We start from the raw sequence: 16,373 nt of genomic DNA on the forward strand, positions 1-16,373 counted from the left end.
GGGCGGTCAGTCGATGTAGCGCTTGAGCAGGTCGCCGTAGGCATCGATGCGGCGGTCGCGCAGGAACGGCCAGATCCGGCGCACGTCCTCGCTGCGCGCCAGGTCCAGCTCCGCCAGCAGGAGCTCGGGCTCGCCGCCGGCCTCGGCCAGGAACTCGCCCTGCGGGCCGAGCACGTGGCTGTTGCCCCAGAAGCGGATCCCGGAGGCGCCGAGCGGCGACGGCTCGTGGCCGACCCGGTTGCACGACAGCACCGGCAGGCCGTTGGCGACCGCGTGGCCGCGATGGCTGAGGACCCAGGCGTCGCGCTGGCGCGCGCGCTCGTCCTCGGCGTCGTCCGGGTCCCAGCCGATCGCGGTGGGGTAGAGCAGCAGCTCCGCGCCCGCCAGCGCCATCAGCCGCGCGGCCTCCGGGTACCACTGGTCCCAGCACACCAGCACGCCCAGGCGACCGACCGAGGTGTCGATCGGGCCGAAGCCCAGATCGCCCGGGGTGAAATAGAACTTCTCGTAGAAGCCGGGGTCGTCGGGGATGTGCATCTTGCGGTACTTGCCGGCCAGGCGGCCGTCGGCGTCCAGGACCACCGCGGTGTTGTGGTACAGGCCGGCGGCGCGGCGCTCGAACAGCGAGCCGACCAGCACCACCCGGTGGCGCGCGGCCAGCGCCGACAGGCGCTCGGTGCTGGGCCCGGGGATGGGCTCGGCGAGGTCGAACTCGGCCACCGACTCGTGCTGGCAGAAGTAGGCGCCGTTGTGCAGCTCCTGCAGCAGCACCAGGCGCGCGCCGGCGGCCGCGGCCTCGGCCACGCGGGCCTCGATGACCTCCAGGTTGGCGGCGGCGTCGCCGTGGTTGCGCTCCTGGACGAGGGCGACGGGCAGGGTCTTGGTCTTCATGCGGGCAGTCTAATCCTTGGAGGCTGTACGCCACGGAGCGCGGCGATGGGCCGCGGGTACCGGCTGCGCCGGCGGCGTCAGCCGAGCACGCCGCGCGGCAACTGCATGGTCAGGCAGTGCAGGCTGCCGTTCTGCCAGATCAGCGGCCGGCAATCGATCTGCACCACCTCGCGATCCGGAAACGCCTGCGCGACGACGTCGCGCGCCGCGGCGTCGGCCGGGTCGCCGTAGCCGGGCATCAGCACCGCGCCGTCCACGATCAGGAAGTTCGCGTAGGAGGCCGCCAGCCGGCGCTCGCCGTCGTGGATCGGGCGCGGCCACGGCAGCGGGAACAGGCGGTACGGCGCGCCATCGGCGGTGCGCAGGGCGGCCAGCTCGTCGGCCATCGCGCGCAGCTCGGCGTAGTGCGCCGCGTCGCCGGGATCGTCGCAGGCCTGGAACACGATCGCGTCGGGCGCGGCGAAGCGCGCCAGGGTGTCGATGTGGGCGTCGGTGTCGTCGCCCTCCAGGTAGCCGTGCTCCAGCCACAGCACGCGCTCCTGCGCCAGCCAGCCGGCGAGCTGGGCCTCGAGCACGCTGCGGTCGAGACCGGGGTGGCGTTCGTGCAGGCACTTCCAGGTGGTCAGCAGGGTCCCCGCGCCGTCGGTCTCGATCGCGCCGCCTTCCAGCGCGAAGTCGATCGCGATGCGCTCGCTGCGGGCGAACACGCCCATCTCGTCGAGGCGCGACACCAGCGCGTCGTCGCGCTCGGCGGCGAACTTGCCGCCCCAGCCGGTGAAGCGGAAGTCCAGCAGGCGGAAGCCGTCCCCTTCGCGCAAGGTGATCGGGCCGGAGTCGCGCAGCCAGGTATCGTCGTAGGGCACGGTCAGGAAGCGCACCTGCGCCATGTCGATGCGCGAGGACGACAGCCGCGCGCGCGCGTAGGCCTCGACGTCGTCGTCGGCCACGCACAGCAGCACCGGACGGAAGCGCGCGATCGCCCCGACCAGCGCGATGTAGGTCTCCTCGACCTCGCCCAGGCGTTCGGCCCAGTCGGTGTCGGCGTGGGGCCAGGCCAGCAGGATCGCGGCCTGGGGCTCCCATTCGGCGGGGAAGCGGCGGGCGGGGAGGTCGTGGGTCATGGGTCGCGGGCGTTCCTGGACGAGGGCGCCGGCCGCGCGGGCCGGCACCTGGAAGAAGGCGGGACGGGCAGTGCGCCGACGGCGCGGATCAGCGGATCGCGGGGCGGGGCCCGATCTCGTTGGGCGCGGCCTGGTTGAGCACCGCGCTCACCACCCGGTCGCGCTCGAAGTACACGGTGAAGTCCGGATACACCCAGCGGTGGATGGTCGGCCAGTCGCGCTTCTGGCCGCCGCGCGAGTCGAGCCGCTCGGCCGGCGCGCCGAAACGCGCCTCGACCTCGGCCATCCGCATGCCCTGGGGCGGCAGCGCGACCCGGGCCCCGGCCTGGACGCGCTCGACCAGCAGGACGTCGGCGGAAGCGGAGCCGCCGGCGAGGGCCAGCGCGCACAACGCGGCAACGGCGATACGACGGGGCATGGCAGGCTCCTGGCGGTCGGAAGCGCAGATTCTAAACAACGCCAGGCCGATCGCGCCGCTGCGCCCGTGGAGGGCGGCGCGCCCCAACGCGAAAGGGCCGCTCGCGCGGCCCTCTCGACGCAACCGGCCGGCGCCGCGGCGCCGGGGCGGTCTCAGCGCTGGCGCGCCTTGAACCGCGGGTTGGACTTGCAGATCACGAAGACCTTGCCGCGACGACGAACGACCTTGCAGTCGCGGTGGCGGGCCTTCGCCGACTTCAGGGAGGACAGGACCTTCATGATGGAACCTCGGCTTGCGTAAAGGGTGACGGGATGACGGCAGGAAACCGGCGATTCTAGCGGACTTTCGCCAGCCGGATCAACTGCTTGCCTCGCGCGGGCGCGTGCCGGGCCGCATCGGCCTGTGCCGGGGCACGGCCTCGGACGCGTCGCCGCTCCGGGCGAGGCGACGCCGCCCTCGCAGCCGCGATGCGTCCCGAGATGCGGCCCGCCCGCCGGAGCGGCGGAGAACCTAGAATGTGCCGTCCCCGCATCGAGCCCCCGGCATGCCCGAATCCGCCGTCCCCGTCCTCACCATCGATGGTCCCTCCGGCTCGGGCAAGGGCACCATCAGCCGCGCGGTGGCGGGCGAGCTGGGCTGGCATTACCTGGATTCCGGCGCCCTGTACCGGGCGGTCGGGGTCGCCGCGGGCTGGAGCGACATCGACTTGGCCGACCCGGCCGCGCTGGTGCGCTGCGCCTTCGACGTCGAGGTGGCGTTTCGCGACGCGCCGTCGGGGGAGCCGCGGGTGCTGATCAACGGCGTCGATGCCACCGACGAGCTGCGCACCGAGACCGCCGGCGCGGCGGCGTCGGCGATCGCCGCGATCCCCGAGGTGCGGGCCGCGCTCAAGGACCGGCAGCGCGCATTCAGGCAGCCGCCGGGCCTGGTCGCCGACGGTCGCGACATGGGTACGGTGATCTTTCCGGATGCCGATTGGAAGGTGTTTCTGACCGCCAGTGCCGAGGAACGCGCCGAAAGGCGCTATAAGCAGTTGAGCGGCAAGGGGGTTTCCGTTACATTGAGCGGTCTGCTGCGAGAGATTCTCGCCCGCGACGCCCGCGACGCCAGCCGCGCGGTGGCGCCGCTGCGGCCGGCCGAAGACGCCGTCCGCATCGACACCACCGGCCTGGGGATCGACGAGGTGGTCGCGCGCGTGCTCGCGCTGGTGCGGGACTGACGCCTTCGGGCGCCGGGCCCGCCCGGCGCGTCCGGCTCGCGGCGGACAGGCCCTTCCGGGCGCTCGCGCCCGGAGGAAATCCACTTCGCACGCAACGGCCATACGCAATCCCGCGCAGGCCGACCTACGGGTGGACCGCGGCATCCGGGCGGAAGTTCCCGCCGCACCGCGCGTCCGTGTCATCAACCGAGTAACCATCACAATGACCGAATCATTCGCAGAACTGTTCGAGCAGAGCCAGGCCAACCTCGCCAAGCTCAAGCCGGGCGCCATCGTCAGCGGCACGGTGGTCGACGTACGCACCGACGTCGTCGTCATCAACGCCGGCCTGAAGTCCGAGGGCATCGTGCCCATCGAACAGTTCCGTAACGACGACGGCGAGATCGACGTCGCCGTCGGCGACACCGTCAAGGTGGCGCTGGACTCGCTCGAAAACGGCTTCGGCGAGACCGTGCTGTCGCGCGAGAAGGCCAAGCGCGCGATGGTGTGGGACGAGCTGGAAGAAGCGCTGGAGAAGAACGAGACCGTCACCGGCCGCATCAGCGGCAAGGTCAAGGGCGGCTTCACCGTCGACATCAAGGACGTCCGCGCGTTCCTGCCGGGTTCGCTGGTCGACGTGCGCCCGGTGCGCGATCCGGTCTACCTCGAGGGCAAGGAGCTCGAGTTCAAGCTGATCAAGCTGGACCGCAAGCGCAACAACGTCGTCGTCTCCCGCCGCGCGGTGGTCGAGAGCGAGCACTCCGAGGAGCGCGAGGCGCTGATGGAGAAGCTGGTCGAGGGCGCCAAGCTCAAGGGCGTGGTGAAGAACCTCACCGACTACGGCGCGTTCGTGGACCTGGGCGGCATCGACGGCCTGCTGCACATCACCGACATGGCGTGGAAGCGCGTGCGCCACCCGTCCGAGGTGGTCGAGGTCGGCCAGGAACTGGAAGTGCGCGTGCTCAAGTACGACCGCGAGCGCAACCGCGTCAGCCTGGGCCTGAAGCAGCTGGGCGAGGATCCGTGGGACAACATCTCGCGCCGCTACCCGGCCAACACCCGCGTGTTCGGCAAGGTCTCCAACGTCACCGACTACGGCGCGTTCGTCGAGATCGAGCCGGGCGTCGAGGGCCTGGTGCACGTGTCGGAGATGGACTGGACCAACAAGAACGTCAACCCGCAGAAGGTTGTGCAGGTCGGCGACGAGGTCCAGGTCATGGTGCTGGACGTGGACGAGGAGCGCCGCCGCATCTCGCTGGGCATGAAGCAGGTCACCTCGAACCCGTGGGAGACCTTCGCCGCGATCCACAAGAAGGGCGACAAGGTCGAGGGCCAGATCAAGTCGATCACCGACTTCGGCGTGTTCATCGGCCTGGACGGCGGCATCGACGGCCTGATCCACCTGTCCGACATGAGCTGGAACACCGGCGGCGAGGACCTGGCGCGCAACCTGAAGAAGGGCGACACCCTGCAGGCGGTGGTGCTGGCGGTCGATCCGGAGCGCGAGCGCATCAGCCTGGGCGTCAAGCAGCTCGAGCAGGATCCGTTCGGCCAGTTCATGGCCTCGCACCCCAAGGGCTCGAAGGTCACCGGCACGGTCCGCGAAGTCGACGCCAAGGGCGCGATCATCGACCTGGCCGAGGGCGTGGAGGGCTACGTGGCCGCGCGCGACATCAACGACCAGCGCGTCGACGACGCCAGCCAGTTCCTGAAGGTCGGCGATACGATCGAGGCCAAGTTCGTCGGCATGGACCGCAAGGGCCGCACCCTGCAGCTGTCGATCAAGGCGAAGGACGAGGCGGAGACCGCCGAGTCCCTGGCCGAGTACAACCGCGCGGCGGCCGAGGCCTCGAGCGGCACCACCAAGCTGGGCGCGCTGCTGCGCGAGCAGCTGGAAGGCAAGAGCGAGTAACACCAGCGAGTCGGCGACGGCGGCCCGGGTTCCGGGCCGCCGTTTGCATTCTCGGCGCCCTGTGCGCCACCAGCGTCAGACCGGGGACATGACCAAGTCGGAACTCATCGAGATCCTTGCCGCGCGGCAGGCGCACCTGAAGGCCGACGACGTCGATCTCGCGGTGAAGTCGTTGCTGGAGATGATGGGCGCTTCCCTGGCCCAGGGCGAGCGCATCGAGATCCGCGGCTTCGGCAGCTTCTCGCTGCATTACCGTCCGCCCCGCACCGGGCGCAACCCGAAGACCGGCGACGCGGTCGCCCTGCCGGGCAAGCACGTGCCGCACTTCAAGCCCGGCAAGGAGCTGCGCGAGCGCGTCAGCGGCGTGGATCCGCTGCCGTCGGAGGACTGACGCCCCAGGGCGCTGGGCCGAAGCATGGCCGCATTTCCCGCCGGTCGGTGCGTGGCCGCGCCGGGTTTCGGTGATACTGCCCCGGTCCCGCCGCCGGCCTGCCGCACGCTGCGCGCGTGCCGGCGCCAGGCGCGGGCGCGCGGCCGGGCCCGCATTGAACGAGGAGTCGATCGATGGCCTTCATCAGCGAGTGGTTCTGGTTCTTCCTGCTGCTGCCGCTGGCCGCGCTGAGCGGCTGGATCATCGGGCGCAGGGGCGGCGAACGCCACAGCGACACCCAGGTCAGCCGTCTGTCGACGACCTATTTCCGCGGCCTCAACTACCTGCTCAACGAACAGCCCGACAAGGCGATCGAGCTGTTCCTGCACATCGCCGAGCTGGACAAGGACACGTTCGAGACCCAGGTCGCGCTGGGCCACCTGTTCCGCCGGCGCGGCGAGGTGGATCGCGCGATCCGCCTCCACCAGGGCCTGGTGGAGCGCTCCGACCTCAGCGACCAGCAGCGCGTGCAGGCGCTGCTGGCGCTGGGCGAGGACTACATGCGTTCCGGGCTGCTCGATCGCGCCGAGACGGTGTTCACCGAGCTGGCCGCGCTCGACGACCGCGCGCCGCAGGCGCTCAAGCACCTGATCTCCATCTACCAGTCCGAGCGCGACTGGCCGAAGGCGATCGACAACGCCACCCGCTACGAGGCGGTCACCGGCGAGCCGATGGGGCGCCTGATCGCGCACTTCGAGTGCGAGCTGGCCGAACGACTGCGCGCCTCCGGCGACTTCGACGGCGCGCGCGCCGCGGTGGCGCGCGCCTACGCGGCGGATTCCAACTCCGTGCGCGCCGGCATCCTGTCCGGGCGGCTGGAGTTCGACGCCGGCAACGACGTCGCCGCGATCCGCGCCTTCGAGCGCGCCGCCCGCCACGACACCGATTTCCTCCCGGAAATCATGCCCCAGCTGCTGGCCGCCTACGAGCGCAACGGCGACGCCACCGGGGCGCGTTCGTTCCTGGCCGAGATGACCGAGCACTACCGCGGCATCGCGCCGGTGCTGGCGCTGACCCGGCTGGTCGAAGCCGAGCGCGGCGTGGCCGCCGCGCGCGAGTATCTCGCCGCGCAGCTCAAGGACCGTCCTTCGGTGCGCGGCGAGGCCGCGCTGATCGATCTCACCCTGGCCGCGGGCGAGGGCGCGGACCCGGTCCGCACCCTGCACGACCTCAAGCACATCACCGACCAGTTGCTGGTGCGCAATCCCAGCTACCGCTGCAACCGCTGCGGCTTCGGCGCGCGCAGCCACCACTGGCAATGCCCCAGCTGCAAGGAATGGGGCACGATCAAGCCGTTGCTCAACTACGCCGTGGTTTAGGCCCTGTCGGATCCGATGCCGAACACGCTCGCGATCTGCGCCGCCGTCGCCCTGGCGACCGCGGCGCTGACGTGGCTGGCGCGCCGCTACGCGCTGTGGCGGCGCCTGCTCGACGAACCGGGCGAGCGCCGCAGCCATGCGGTGGCGACGCCGCGCGGCGGCGGCATCGCGATCGTGCTGTCGCTGTCGCCGTTGCTGGGCTGGCTGGCGGTCGCGCCCTCCGCACCCGCGCCGCGCGGGTACTGGCTGGCGGTCTGCGCCGGCACTGCGCTGGTGGCCTTCATCGGCTGGTGGGACGACCATCGGCCGCTGTCGGCGCGCCGCCGGTTCGCCGTGCATCTGGTGGCCGGGGCGCTGCTGGGCGCGGCGGTGGCCGGGGCGGGCGGACACTGGCTCGCCGCGAGCGCGGCGTTCGTGCTGGCCGTCGGGCTGCTCAACGTCTGGAATTTCATGGACGGCATCAACGGGCTCGCGGCGAGCCAGGCGGCGATCGCGGCCGCGGTCTGCGGCAGCCTGGCCGCGGATCCCGATCTGCGCCTGGCGGCCTGGGCGCTGGCCGCGGCCTGCTGCGGCTTCCTGCCGTTCAATTTCCCTCGCGCGCGCATCTTCCTGGGCGACGTGGGGAGCGGCGCGCTGGGCTACCTGCTGGCGGCGCTGGTCGCCCGCGGCCTGTTCGATCGCCACGCGAACGCGACGGAGCCCCAGTCCGCGCTGCTCTGGCTGGCCTTGCTGTCGGTACCGCTGGGCGCGTTCGGTCTTGATGCCTCCCTCACGTTGCTCAGGCGCATGCTCCGCGGCGAGGCGTGGTGGCGGCCGCACGTGCAGCACGCCTATCAGGCCTGGGCACGGCGCGTGGGGCACGCACGCACCACGCTCGCCTATGCGGCATGGAGCGGGGCGGGGGGCCTGGCGGCGATCGCATCGTACAGGTCGGATCTCCCATTTGGGTTTATGATGGTCGCGATAGTCGTGTGGCAGGTCGCAGGGGGCCTGCTTTGGTTCGTGCTGCAGGATGCTGATCGCCGGATGACATCGAAAGGTTCGCCCCTGTGAAGAACTGGTCCGAACGCGCAGCCGCGCTGGTGCCCCGCGCGGGCATCGTGCTGCACGACCTGGCCATGGTCTGGCTGTGCTGGGTGGCCCTGCACCAGTTCCGGCTGTCCATGCAGCCGATCCCTCCCGAAGTGCCGCTGTGGTCGACCTCGACGCTGCTGGTCCTGCTGGCCCAGGGCCTGGTGCTGTGGCGGGTCGGCCTGTACCGCGGCGTCTGGCGCTTCGCCAGCGTGCCGGATCTGCTCAACATCCTGAAGGCCAGCCTGTTCGGGCTGGTCGCCATCCTGCTGTCGCTGTTCCTCTACAACCGCCTCGATCAGGTCCCGCGCACGGTGCTGATCCTCTACCCGGTGGTGCTGACCGCGCTGCTGGGCATGCCGCGACTGCTGTACCGCAGCTGGAAGGACTACAGCCTGGCGCAGACCGACCACACCGCGGTGCGGGTGCTGATCCTGGGCGCCGGCCAGGCGGGCGAGGCGCTGCTGCGCGACCTTCGGCGCACCGGCGCCTACCAGGCGGTGGGTTTCCTGGACGACGCGCCCAAGCTGCACGGCAGCTACCTGCAGGGCGTGCCGGTGCTGGGGCGCGTCGAGGACGTGGCCAAGATCGCCCCCGAGACCGCGGCCCGGTTGCTGATCATCGCCATGCCCTCGCTGGACGCGGTGGCCATGCGCAAGGTCGTGTCGCTGTGCGAGGAGACCGGCCTGCCGTTCCGCACCGTGCCCAGGATCGACGACCTGCTGGAAGGCCGCTCGCTGCCGGGCGAGCTCAAGGAAGTGGCGATCGAGGATCTGCTGGGCCGCCAGCCGGTGGTGCCGGACTGGAAGTCGATCCGCAGCTGGCTCGGCGGGCGCAGCGTGCTGGTGACCGGCGGCGGCGGATCGATCGGCGCCGAGCTGTGCCGGCAGTGCGCGCGCAACGGCGCCCGCCAGGTCACCGTGCTCGACATGGACGAGCTGGCGCTGACCACCATCGAGTCGATGATGCGGCGCGACTTCCCGCAGGTCGAGTGCGTGCCGGTGCTGGGCGATTGCGGCGATCCCGCGGTGATCCGCCATGCGCTGTCCACGTCCGCGCCCGAGGCCGTGTTCCACGCCGCCGCCTACAAGCAGGTGCCGGTGCTGGAGGGCCAGTTGCGCGAGGCGGTGCGCAACAACGTGCTCGCCACCGAGACCGTGGCCCGCGAGGCGGTGGCCGCCGGCGTGGCCTCGTTCGTGCTGATCTCCACCGACAAGGCGGTCGATCCGGTCAACGTGCTCGGCGCGACCAAGCGCCTGGCCGAGATGGTCTGCCAGGCGCTGGCGGAATCGGCGACGACCCGCTTCGTCACCGTGCGCTTCGGCAACGTGCTGGATTCGGCCGGCAGCGTGGTGCCGCTGTTCCGCGAACAGATCCGCGCCGGCGGGCCGGTGACCGTGACCCATCCCGAGGTCACCCGCTACTTCATGACCATCCCCGAGGCCTGCCTGCTGATCCTGCAGGCGGCCGCGCTGGGCTCGCGGCATGCGATCTACACCCTCGACATGGGCGAGCCGGTCTCGATCCGATTGCTGGCCGAACAGATGATCCGGCTGGCCGGCAAGCACCCCGAGCGCGACGTGGCGATCGTGTACACCGGCCTGCGCCCGGGCGAGAAGCTGCACGAGACGCTGTTCCACGCGGAGGAACGCTACCGGCCCACTTCGCATCCCAAGATCCTGCAGGCCGAGGCGCGGGCGATCCTCGCCGAGCGCGTGCTGAGCGCGGCTGCACACCTTCGCGACGCCTCGCAACGTTACGATCTGGACGCCCTGGCGCAGTCGCTGCGCGAGTCGGTGCCCGAGTTCAACCCGCTCGAGCCGGCCGAGCCGCAGGCTGCGACCGTGGTCGCCTTTCCCGCCCGACTCGCAAGAAAGACATGACTCGACGCATCCGCAAGGCCGTGTTCCCCGTCGCCGGGCTCGGCACCCGATTCCTTCCCGCCACCAAGACCGTCCCCAAGGAAATGCTGCCGGTCATCGACCGGCCCCTGATCCAGTACGCCGTGGACGAGGCGATCGACGCCGGCTGCGACACCCTGGTCTTCATCACCAACCGCTACAAGCACGCGGTCGCGGACTATTTCGACAAGGCCTACGAGCTCGAGGACAAGCTGGAGCGCGCGGGCAAGCACGAGCAGCTCGAAATGGTGCGCAACCCGCTGCCCGCGCACGTGCGCGCGATCTTCGTCACCCAGCCCGAGGCGCTGGGGCTGGGGCACGCGGTGCTGTGCGCCAAGGAGGTCGTCGGCGACGAGCCGTTCGCGGTGCTGCTGCCCGACGACCTGATCTGGAACCGCGGCGGCGCCTCCGCGCTCAAGCAGATGGCCGACCATGCCGAAGCCTCCGGCGCCGGCGTGATCGCGGTGCAGAACGTGCCGCGCGACAAGACCTCCAGCTACGGCATCGTCGATATCGAGGGCTTCTCGGACCGCCACGGCGCGATCCGCAACATGGTGGAGAAGCCCAGGCCGGAGGACGCGCCCAGCACGCTGGCGGTGGTCGGCCGCTACGTGCTGCCGCCCGAGATCTTCGCCTCGCTGGAGAACACCGGGCGCGGCAGCGGCGGCGAGATCCAGCTGACCGACGCCATCGCCGACCTGATCGCGCGGGGGGGGCGGTTCGATGCCTATCGTTTCCAGGGCACGCGCTTCGACTGCGGCGCCCACATCGGCCTGATCGAGGCCACGATCCGCTTCGCGCTCGACCACGAGACCCTGAGCGAGGCCGCGCGCGAGAGCATGCAGCGCGCGCTCGACGAGCTGGGCGTCGCCGAGAACTGAGCGAACGCGACGCGATGGGCCCGGCGGGAAGGGCCCATCGCGTGCGCTGCAGCGCTACACCGACTCGAAGATCCCGGCCGCGCCCATGCCGGTGCCGATGCACATCGTCACCATGCCGTACTTCTGCTTGCGCCGGCGCAGGCCGTGCACGATGGTCGCGGTGCGCACCGCGCCGGTGGCGCCCAGCGGGTGGCCCAGGGCGATCGCGCCGCCCAGCGGGTTGACCTTGTCCGGATCCAGCTCGCTGTCGCGGATCACCGCCAGCGCCTGGGCGGCGAAGGCCTCGTTGAGCTCGATCCAGTCGAGCCGGTCCTTGGACAGCCCGGCCTGGCGCAGCGCCTTGGGGATCGCCGCGATCGGCCCGATGCCCATCACCTCCGGCCGCACGCCGGCCACCGCGAAGCTGACGAAGCGGGCCAGCGGGGTCAGGCCGTAGTCCTTGATCGCCTGCTCGGAGGCCAGCAGCACCGCGCCGGCGCCGTCGCTCATCTGCGAGCTGTTGCCGGCGGTCACGGTGCCGCCGAACTGGCCGTTGCGGAACACCGGCCGCAGCTTGGCCAGCCCTTCGGCGCTCGAATCCGGGCGCGGGCCTTCGTCGTGTTCCACCCGCAGCTTCTTCAGCCGGATCGCGTTGCCGGCGAGGTCGGGCTGGCGCGAGACGACCTCGTAGGGGGTGATCTCGTCGGCGAACTCGCCGGCCTGGATCGCGGCGATCGCCTTGCGGTGGGAGGCCAGCGCGAACGCGTCCTGGTCCTCGCGCGAGACCTTCCATTCCTCGGCGACCTTCTCGGCGGTGATGCCCATGCCGTAGGCGATGGCGACGTGGTCGTCGGCGAACACCGAGGGCGACAGCGCGACCTTGTTGCCCATCATCGGCACCATGCTCATGCTCTCGGTGCCGCCGGCCAGCATCAGGTCGGCGTTGCCCAGCCGGATCTGGTCGGCCGCCAGCGCGACGGCCTGCAGGCCGGAGGAGCAGAAGCGGTTGACGGTCTGCGCGGCCACGGTGTCGGGCAGGCCGGCCAGCAGCACGCCGATGCGGGCCACGTTCATGCCTTGCTCGGCCTCGGGCATGGCGCAACCGATGATGGCGTCGTCGATGCGGCCGAGGTCGATGCCCGGCGCCTGCGCGACCACGGCCTTGAGCACGTGGGCCAGCATGTCGTCCGGGCGGGTGTTGCGGAACACGCCCTTGGGCGCCTTGCCGACCGGGGTGCGGGTGGCGGCGACGATGTAGGCGTCTTGGATCTGTCTGGTCATTGGGTGGGTTCCTGAATGAGGGGCCGGGGGCCAGGAGAACGTCGCGGAAGCGATGGGAGCGGGGCGGGCGGGGCCTGTCTTCGGCCCCGGGCCTCCGGCCCCCCTAGTTCCTCAGCGGCTTGCCGGTCTTGAGCATGTGCGCGATGCGGGCCTGGGTCTTCTCCTGCTGCGCCAGTTCGACGAAGTGACGGCGCTCGAGATCGAGCAGCCAGTCCTCGTCGACCACGGCGCCGCGGTCGACCTCGCCTCCGCACAGCACGGTGGCGATGCGGGTGGCGATCTCGTCGTCGTACTCGCTGATGAAGCGGCCTTCGAGCATGTTGACCAGCAGCATGCGGAAGGTCGCGATGCCGACGTCGCCGGCGACGCGGATGCGGCGCGCGGGCAGCGGCGGCCGGTAGCCGCCCTCGGCCAGCGCGCGCGCCTCGGCCTTGGCGATGTGCAGGGCCTCGTAGGCGTTGAAGACGACCTTGTCGGCGGGGCGCAGCAGGCCCAGCGCCTTGGCGTCGAGCGCCGAGGTCGAGACCTTGGCCATCGCCACCGTCTCGAACACCTTCTTCAGCTCGGCGAAGACGTCGCCGCCGGGGCCGGCGGCCTGCGACGCGCGCAGGGCCAGCTCCTTCAGCCCGCCGCCGGCCGGCAGCAGGCCCACGCCGGCCTCGACCAGGCCGATGTAGCTCTCCAGCCCGGCGACGGTGCGGGCGCTGTGCATCTGGAACTCGCAGCCGCCGCCCAGCGCCAGGCCGCGCACCGCGGCCACCACCGGCACCAGCGCGTACTTGATGCGCTGGCTGGTGCGCTGGAAGTTGGCGACCATCGCCTCGAAGGCGTCGATCCGGCCCGCCTGCAGCAGGCCGAGCGCGCCGGCGAGATCGGCGCCGGCCGAGAACGGCTCCTTCTGCTGCCACAGCACCAGCCCGGCGAAGCGCCGTTCGGCGATGCCGATCGCCTCCTGCAGGCCGTCGAGCACCTGATCGGACACGGTGTTCATCTTGGTCTTGAAGCCGACCACGCCGATGTCGTCGTCGTCGGTCCACAGGCGCACGCCGTCGTTCTCGTAGACCGTCTCGCCCTGCGGGAAGCGCTCGCCCAGCAGCGGATCGGGGAAGCGCTGGCGCCGGTACACCGGCAGCGAGGAGCGCGGCACCGCCGCGTCCCGCGACGGGCTGTAGCTGCCGTCGGCGCCATGCACGCCGTCGCGCCCGTCGAGCACCCAGGCGGGCAGGGGGGCGTCGCTCATCGCCTTGCCGGCGGCGATGTCGTCGGCGATCCACTGCGCCACCTGCTTCCAGCCGGCTGCCTGCCAGGTCTCGAACGGGCCGAGCGACCAGCCGTAGCCCCAGCGGATGGCCAGGTCCACGTCGCGCGCGGTCTCGGCGATGTCGGCCAGGTGGTAGGCGCTGTAGTGGAACAGGTCGCGGAACACCGCCCACAGGAACCGGGCCTGGGGGTGCTGGCTCTCGCGCAGCCGGGCGAACTTCTGCGCCGGGTCCTTCGTCTTGAGGATCTCCACGATCTCATCGGCGGCCTTGCGGTCGGCAGGGCGGTAGTCCTGCTTCTCCACGTCGAGCACCAGGATGTCCTTGTCGACCTTGCGGAACACGCCGGCGCCGGTCTTCTGGCCCAGCGCCCCCTTGGCGATCAGCGCGTCCAGCCACGCCGGGGCCTTGAAGTAGCGGTGCCAGGGGTCGTCGGGCAGGGTGTCGGCCATGGTCTTGATGACGTGGGCCATGGTGTCCAGGCCGACCACGTCGGACGTGCGGTAGGTCGCCGACTTCGGGCGGCCGATCAACGGGCCGGTCAGCGCGTCCACCTCGTCGAAGCCCAGCCCGCACTCGGCGGTGTGGTGGGCGGTGGCCAGGATCGAGAACACGCCGATGCGGTTGCCGATGAAGTTCGGGGTGTCCTTGGCGTAGATCACGCCCTTGCCGAGCTGGGTGGTCAGGAAGGTCTCCAGGCCTTCCAGCACGGCGCGATCGGTGGTGGCGGCCGGGATCAGCTCGGCCAGGTGCATGTAGCGCGGCGGGTTGAAGAAGTGGACGCCGCAGAACCGGTGCCTGAGTTCTTCCGGAAGAACTTCCGCCAACTTGTTGATTCCAAGGCCCGAGGTGTTGCTGGCCAGGACCGCGTGCGCCGGCACGAACGGCGCGATCTTGCGGTACAGGTCCTGCTTCCAGTCCATGCGCTCGGCGATGGCCTCCACGATCAGGTCGCACTCGCGCAGCAGGTCCAGGCCGGTGTCGTAGTTGGCCGGCACGATCGCCTCGGCCAGCGCCTTGTCCGCCAGCGGCGCGGGGCTCAGCTTGCCCAGGTTGGCGATCGCCTTGAGCACCACGCCGTCGGCGGGGCCGTCCTGGGCGGGCAGGTCGAACAGCACGGTATCGACGCCGGCGTTGGTGAGGTGGGCGGCGATCTGCGCGCCCATGACCCCGGCGCCGAGGACGGCGGCGCGGCGGACCAGCAGTTTCTCAGACATTCTTCGCAACTCCTTGATGAACAACGTTCTTGCGTGGGCTCGGATGCGCGATGCGCCTCATTCCGGTCGTTCGGTCCGGCCGCGGCGCCGGCGATCCTCAGCCGGCATCGCCGCTGCGGATGCCGGCGGCGGCGAAGCGGATCAGTTCCTCCGCCGCGCGGCGGCGGTGGGTCGCCTCGTCCACGCCGTTCGGGCGACGGATGAGGCCGAAGTCGGCCATGGCGTAGGTGAGCGCGCCGCCCAGGAAGTCGAGCCGCCAGTACAGCTGCTCCTTGCCCAGTCCGGGCACGCAGTCGGCGATGGCGCGGGCGAACTCGCGCTGCACGTGGCCGTAGCGCTCGGACAGGAACGCGCGCAGGCGGTCGTTCTGCTCGGCGTAGGCGCGGGCGATGACGCGGATGAAGGCGCCGCCGCCGGCACGGTCGCCGGCCAGGGCCAGCGCCGGCTCGACGAACGCGGCCAGGACGGCCTCCAGTTCCCCGGGGCGCTCGCTGCGGGCGGCGTTCAGGCGCAACAGCCGCTCGGCGCTCATGTCGTCCATGCGCCGGCGGAACACCTCGTTGACCAGGTTCTCCTTGCTGCCGAAGTGGTAGTTCACCGCGGCGATGTTGACGTCGGCGCGGCTGGTCACCTGCCGCAGCGAGGTCGCCCCGAAGCCCTGCTGCGCGAACAGCTCCTCGGCCGCGCCGAGGATGCGCTCCTTGGTGGAGAAGGGCTTGCCGGGCCAGGGGGCGGTGGACATGCGGCACCACAATCAAACGATTGTTTGAATGCTAGGCGCAGGATCGTCGCGGGGTCAATCCGCAGCGCAGCACGCCGGTTGGCGGCAGGCGTCGCGGGGGGCGGACGCCGGCCGCGCGGGCGGCGTGCGGCCGCGCTACCCAAGGCAGGCCGCGATGAGCTAGAATCCTTTCCAGCCAGATCGGCTAAACCCGCGCATCGCCGCGGGTTTTTCCATGTTAATCTGGGCCGCGCCGTGTCGCGGCCCGCCTGATCGGAGACCCCCCATGGCGCTGGAGCGCACCCTGTCCATCATCAAGCCCGATGCCGTCGCCAAGAACGTCATCGGCCAGATCTACGCACGCTTCGAGCAGGCCGGCCTGAAGGTCGTGGCCGCGCGCATGAAGCAGCTTTCGCGCAAGGAAGCCGAGGGCTTCTACGCCGTGCACCGCGAGCGCCCATTCTTCAACGCCCTGGTGGAGTTCATGATCTCCGGCCCGGTGATGATCCAGGTGCTGGAAGGCGAGGACGCGATCGCCAAGAACCGCGAGCTGATGGGCGCCACCAACCCGAAGGACGCCGCCCCCGGCACGATCCGCGCCGATTTCGCCGACTCCATCGACGCCAACGCCGTGCACGGCTCCGATGCCGCCGAGACCGCCGCGGTGGAGATCGCCTACTTCTTCCCCACCACCGACGTCTACGCGCGCTGATCCCGCGCAGCCCGCCGCCGTGACCGAGCCCGCCGCCCGCCCGCAAGCCCTCGACGCCGCCG

At 71.0% G+C, this 16,373-nt stretch carries 15 protein-coding genes; 8 read left to right on the forward strand and 7 right to left on the reverse strand.

The genetic code is table 11. The features are described from left to right. Positions 1–6 precede the first annotated feature (6 nt). From Z164_RS0108045 to ykgO, 4 genes are all read right to left on the reverse strand, one after another. Entirely contained in the window at positions 7–891 is an 885-nt protein-coding gene (locus Z164_RS0108045) for a carbon-nitrogen hydrolase (protein WP_024890194.1), read from the reverse strand. Between the two features lie 77 nt (positions 892–968). Beyond that, positions 969–2,012 carry an agmatine deiminase family protein gene (locus Z164_RS0108050; protein WP_024890195.1) on the reverse strand — a complete coding sequence of 348 codons (1,044 nt, stop codon included), beginning with the start codon at positions 2,010–2,012 and terminating at the stop codon, positions 969–971. Between the two features lie 88 nt (positions 2,013–2,100). Next, positions 2,101–2,430: a hypothetical protein gene (locus Z164_RS0108055; RefSeq protein WP_024890196.1), complete on the reverse strand. Its 330-nt coding sequence runs from the start codon at positions 2,428–2,430 to the stop codon at positions 2,101–2,103. Positions 2,431–2,582: 152 nt separating this feature from the next. After that, the gene (gene ykgO, locus Z164_RS0108060) at positions 2,583–2,708 is read right to left on the reverse strand and encodes a type B 50S ribosomal protein L36 (protein ID WP_010342887.1); all 126 of its coding nucleotides are present in this window, start codon (positions 2,706–2,708) and stop codon (positions 2,583–2,585) included. 266 nt (positions 2,709–2,974) lie between these two features. Here ykgO and cmk point away from each other — a divergent pair, with 266 nt between their 5' ends. From cmk to galU, 7 genes are all read left to right on the forward strand, one after another. Then, positions 2,975–3,649 (forward strand): (d)CMP kinase, encoded by a 675-nt coding sequence (gene cmk, locus Z164_RS0108065; RefSeq protein ID WP_024890197.1) that lies wholly within the window; start codon positions 2,975–2,977, stop codon positions 3,647–3,649. A gap of 202 nt (positions 3,650–3,851) precedes the next feature. Beyond that, on the forward strand, positions 3,852–5,540 hold the full coding sequence (gene rpsA / locus Z164_RS0108070) for a 30S ribosomal protein S1 (protein ID WP_024890198.1): 1,689 nt from the start codon (positions 3,852–3,854) through the stop codon (positions 5,538–5,540). An 88-nt stretch (positions 5,541–5,628) separates the two neighbouring features. After that, positions 5,629–5,931: an integration host factor subunit beta gene (locus Z164_RS0108075; RefSeq protein ID WP_024890199.1), complete on the forward strand. Its 303-nt coding sequence runs from the start codon at positions 5,629–5,631 to the stop codon at positions 5,929–5,931. Positions 5,932–6,104: 173 nt separating this feature from the next. Then, positions 6,105–7,289: a lipopolysaccharide assembly protein LapB gene (lapB, locus tag Z164_RS0108080; RefSeq protein WP_024890200.1), complete on the forward strand. Its 1,185-nt coding sequence runs from the start codon at positions 6,105–6,107 to the stop codon at positions 7,287–7,289. Positions 7,290–7,304: 15 nt separating this feature from the next. Beyond that, a complete protein-coding gene (locus tag Z164_RS0108085; RefSeq protein WP_024890201.1) occupies positions 7,305–8,342 on the forward strand; it encodes an MraY family glycosyltransferase in 1,038 nt (345 codons plus the stop codon). Continuing rightward, positions 8,339–10,243 carry a polysaccharide biosynthesis protein gene (locus Z164_RS0108090; protein ID WP_024890202.1) on the forward strand — a complete coding sequence of 635 codons (1,905 nt, stop codon included), beginning with the start codon at positions 8,339–8,341 and terminating at the stop codon, positions 10,241–10,243. The genes Z164_RS0108085 and Z164_RS0108090 overlap by 4 nt, the downstream gene beginning before the upstream one ends. After that, on the forward strand, positions 10,240–11,142 hold the full coding sequence (gene galU / locus Z164_RS0108095) for a UTP--glucose-1-phosphate uridylyltransferase GalU (protein WP_024890203.1): 903 nt from the start codon (positions 10,240–10,242) through the stop codon (positions 11,140–11,142). The genes Z164_RS0108090 and galU overlap by 4 nt, the downstream gene beginning before the upstream one ends. Before the next feature lie 54 nt (positions 11,143–11,196). On the opposite strand, the gene Z164_RS0108100 is transcribed toward galU, so the two are convergent. From Z164_RS0108100 to Z164_RS0108110, 3 genes are all read right to left on the reverse strand, one after another. Then, positions 11,197–12,402, reverse strand: coding sequence for an acetyl-CoA C-acyltransferase (locus Z164_RS0108100; protein WP_024890204.1), 1,206 nt, complete (start codon positions 12,400–12,402; stop codon positions 11,197–11,199). A 103-nt stretch (positions 12,403–12,505) separates the two neighbouring features. Beyond that, a complete protein-coding gene (locus tag Z164_RS0108105) occupies positions 12,506–14,878 on the reverse strand; it encodes a 3-hydroxyacyl-CoA dehydrogenase/enoyl-CoA hydratase family protein (protein ID WP_024890205.1) in 2,373 nt (790 codons plus the stop codon). Positions 14,879–14,975: 97 nt separating this feature from the next. Beyond that, the gene (locus Z164_RS0108110) at positions 14,976–15,620 is read right to left on the reverse strand and encodes a TetR/AcrR family transcriptional regulator (RefSeq protein ID WP_024890206.1); all 645 of its coding nucleotides are present in this window, start codon (positions 15,618–15,620) and stop codon (positions 14,976–14,978) included. A gap of 265 nt (positions 15,621–15,885) precedes the next feature. Here Z164_RS0108110 and ndk point away from each other — a divergent pair, with 265 nt between their 5' ends. Beyond that, entirely contained in the window at positions 15,886–16,311 is a 426-nt protein-coding gene (gene ndk / locus Z164_RS0108115) for a nucleoside-diphosphate kinase (protein ID WP_024890207.1), read from the forward strand. Positions 16,312–16,373 lie beyond the last annotated feature (62 nt).

Source organism: Luteimonas huabeiensis HB2 (assembly GCF_000559025.1).
GTDB classification, from domain to species: Bacteria; Pseudomonadota; Gammaproteobacteria; order Xanthomonadales; family Xanthomonadaceae; genus Luteimonas; species Luteimonas huabeiensis.

Coding starts and splice junctions, on each gene's coding strand:
- Z164_RS0108045 (WP_024890194.1), bottom strand. CDS start 891: ATGAAGACCAAGACCCTGCCCGTCGCCCTCGTCCAGGAGCGCAACCAC.
- Z164_RS0108050 (WP_024890195.1), bottom strand. CDS start 2,012: ATGACCCACGACCTCCCCGCCCGCCGCTTCCCCGCCGAATGGGAGCCC.
- Z164_RS0108055 (WP_024890196.1), bottom strand. CDS start 2,430: ATGCCCCGTCGTATCGCCGTTGCCGCGTTGTGCGCGCTGGCCCTCGCC.
- ykgO (WP_010342887.1), bottom strand. CDS start 2,708: ATGAAGGTCCTGTCCTCCCTGAAGTCGGCGAAGGCCCGCCACCGCGAC.
- cmk (WP_024890197.1), top strand. CDS start 2,975: ATGCCCGAATCCGCCGTCCCCGTCCTCACCATCGATGGTCCCTCCGGC.
- rpsA (WP_024890198.1), top strand. CDS start 3,852: ATGACCGAATCATTCGCAGAACTGTTCGAGCAGAGCCAGGCCAACCTC.
- Z164_RS0108075 (WP_024890199.1), top strand. CDS start 5,629: ATGACCAAGTCGGAACTCATCGAGATCCTTGCCGCGCGGCAGGCGCAC.
- lapB (WP_024890200.1), top strand. CDS start 6,105: ATGGCCTTCATCAGCGAGTGGTTCTGGTTCTTCCTGCTGCTGCCGCTG.
- Z164_RS0108085 (WP_024890201.1), top strand. CDS start 7,305: ATGCCGAACACGCTCGCGATCTGCGCCGCCGTCGCCCTGGCGACCGCG.
- galU (WP_024890203.1), top strand. CDS start 10,240: ATGACTCGACGCATCCGCAAGGCCGTGTTCCCCGTCGCCGGGCTCGGC.
- Z164_RS0108100 (WP_024890204.1), bottom strand. CDS start 12,402: ATGACCAGACAGATCCAAGACGCCTACATCGTCGCCGCCACCCGCACC.
- Z164_RS0108105 (WP_024890205.1), bottom strand. CDS start 14,878: ATGTCTGAGAAACTGCTGGTCCGCCGCGCCGCCGTCCTCGGCGCCGGG.
- Z164_RS0108110 (WP_024890206.1), bottom strand. CDS start 15,620: ATGTCCACCGCCCCCTGGCCCGGCAAGCCCTTCTCCACCAAGGAGCGC.
- ndk (WP_024890207.1), top strand. CDS start 15,886: ATGGCGCTGGAGCGCACCCTGTCCATCATCAAGCCCGATGCCGTCGCC.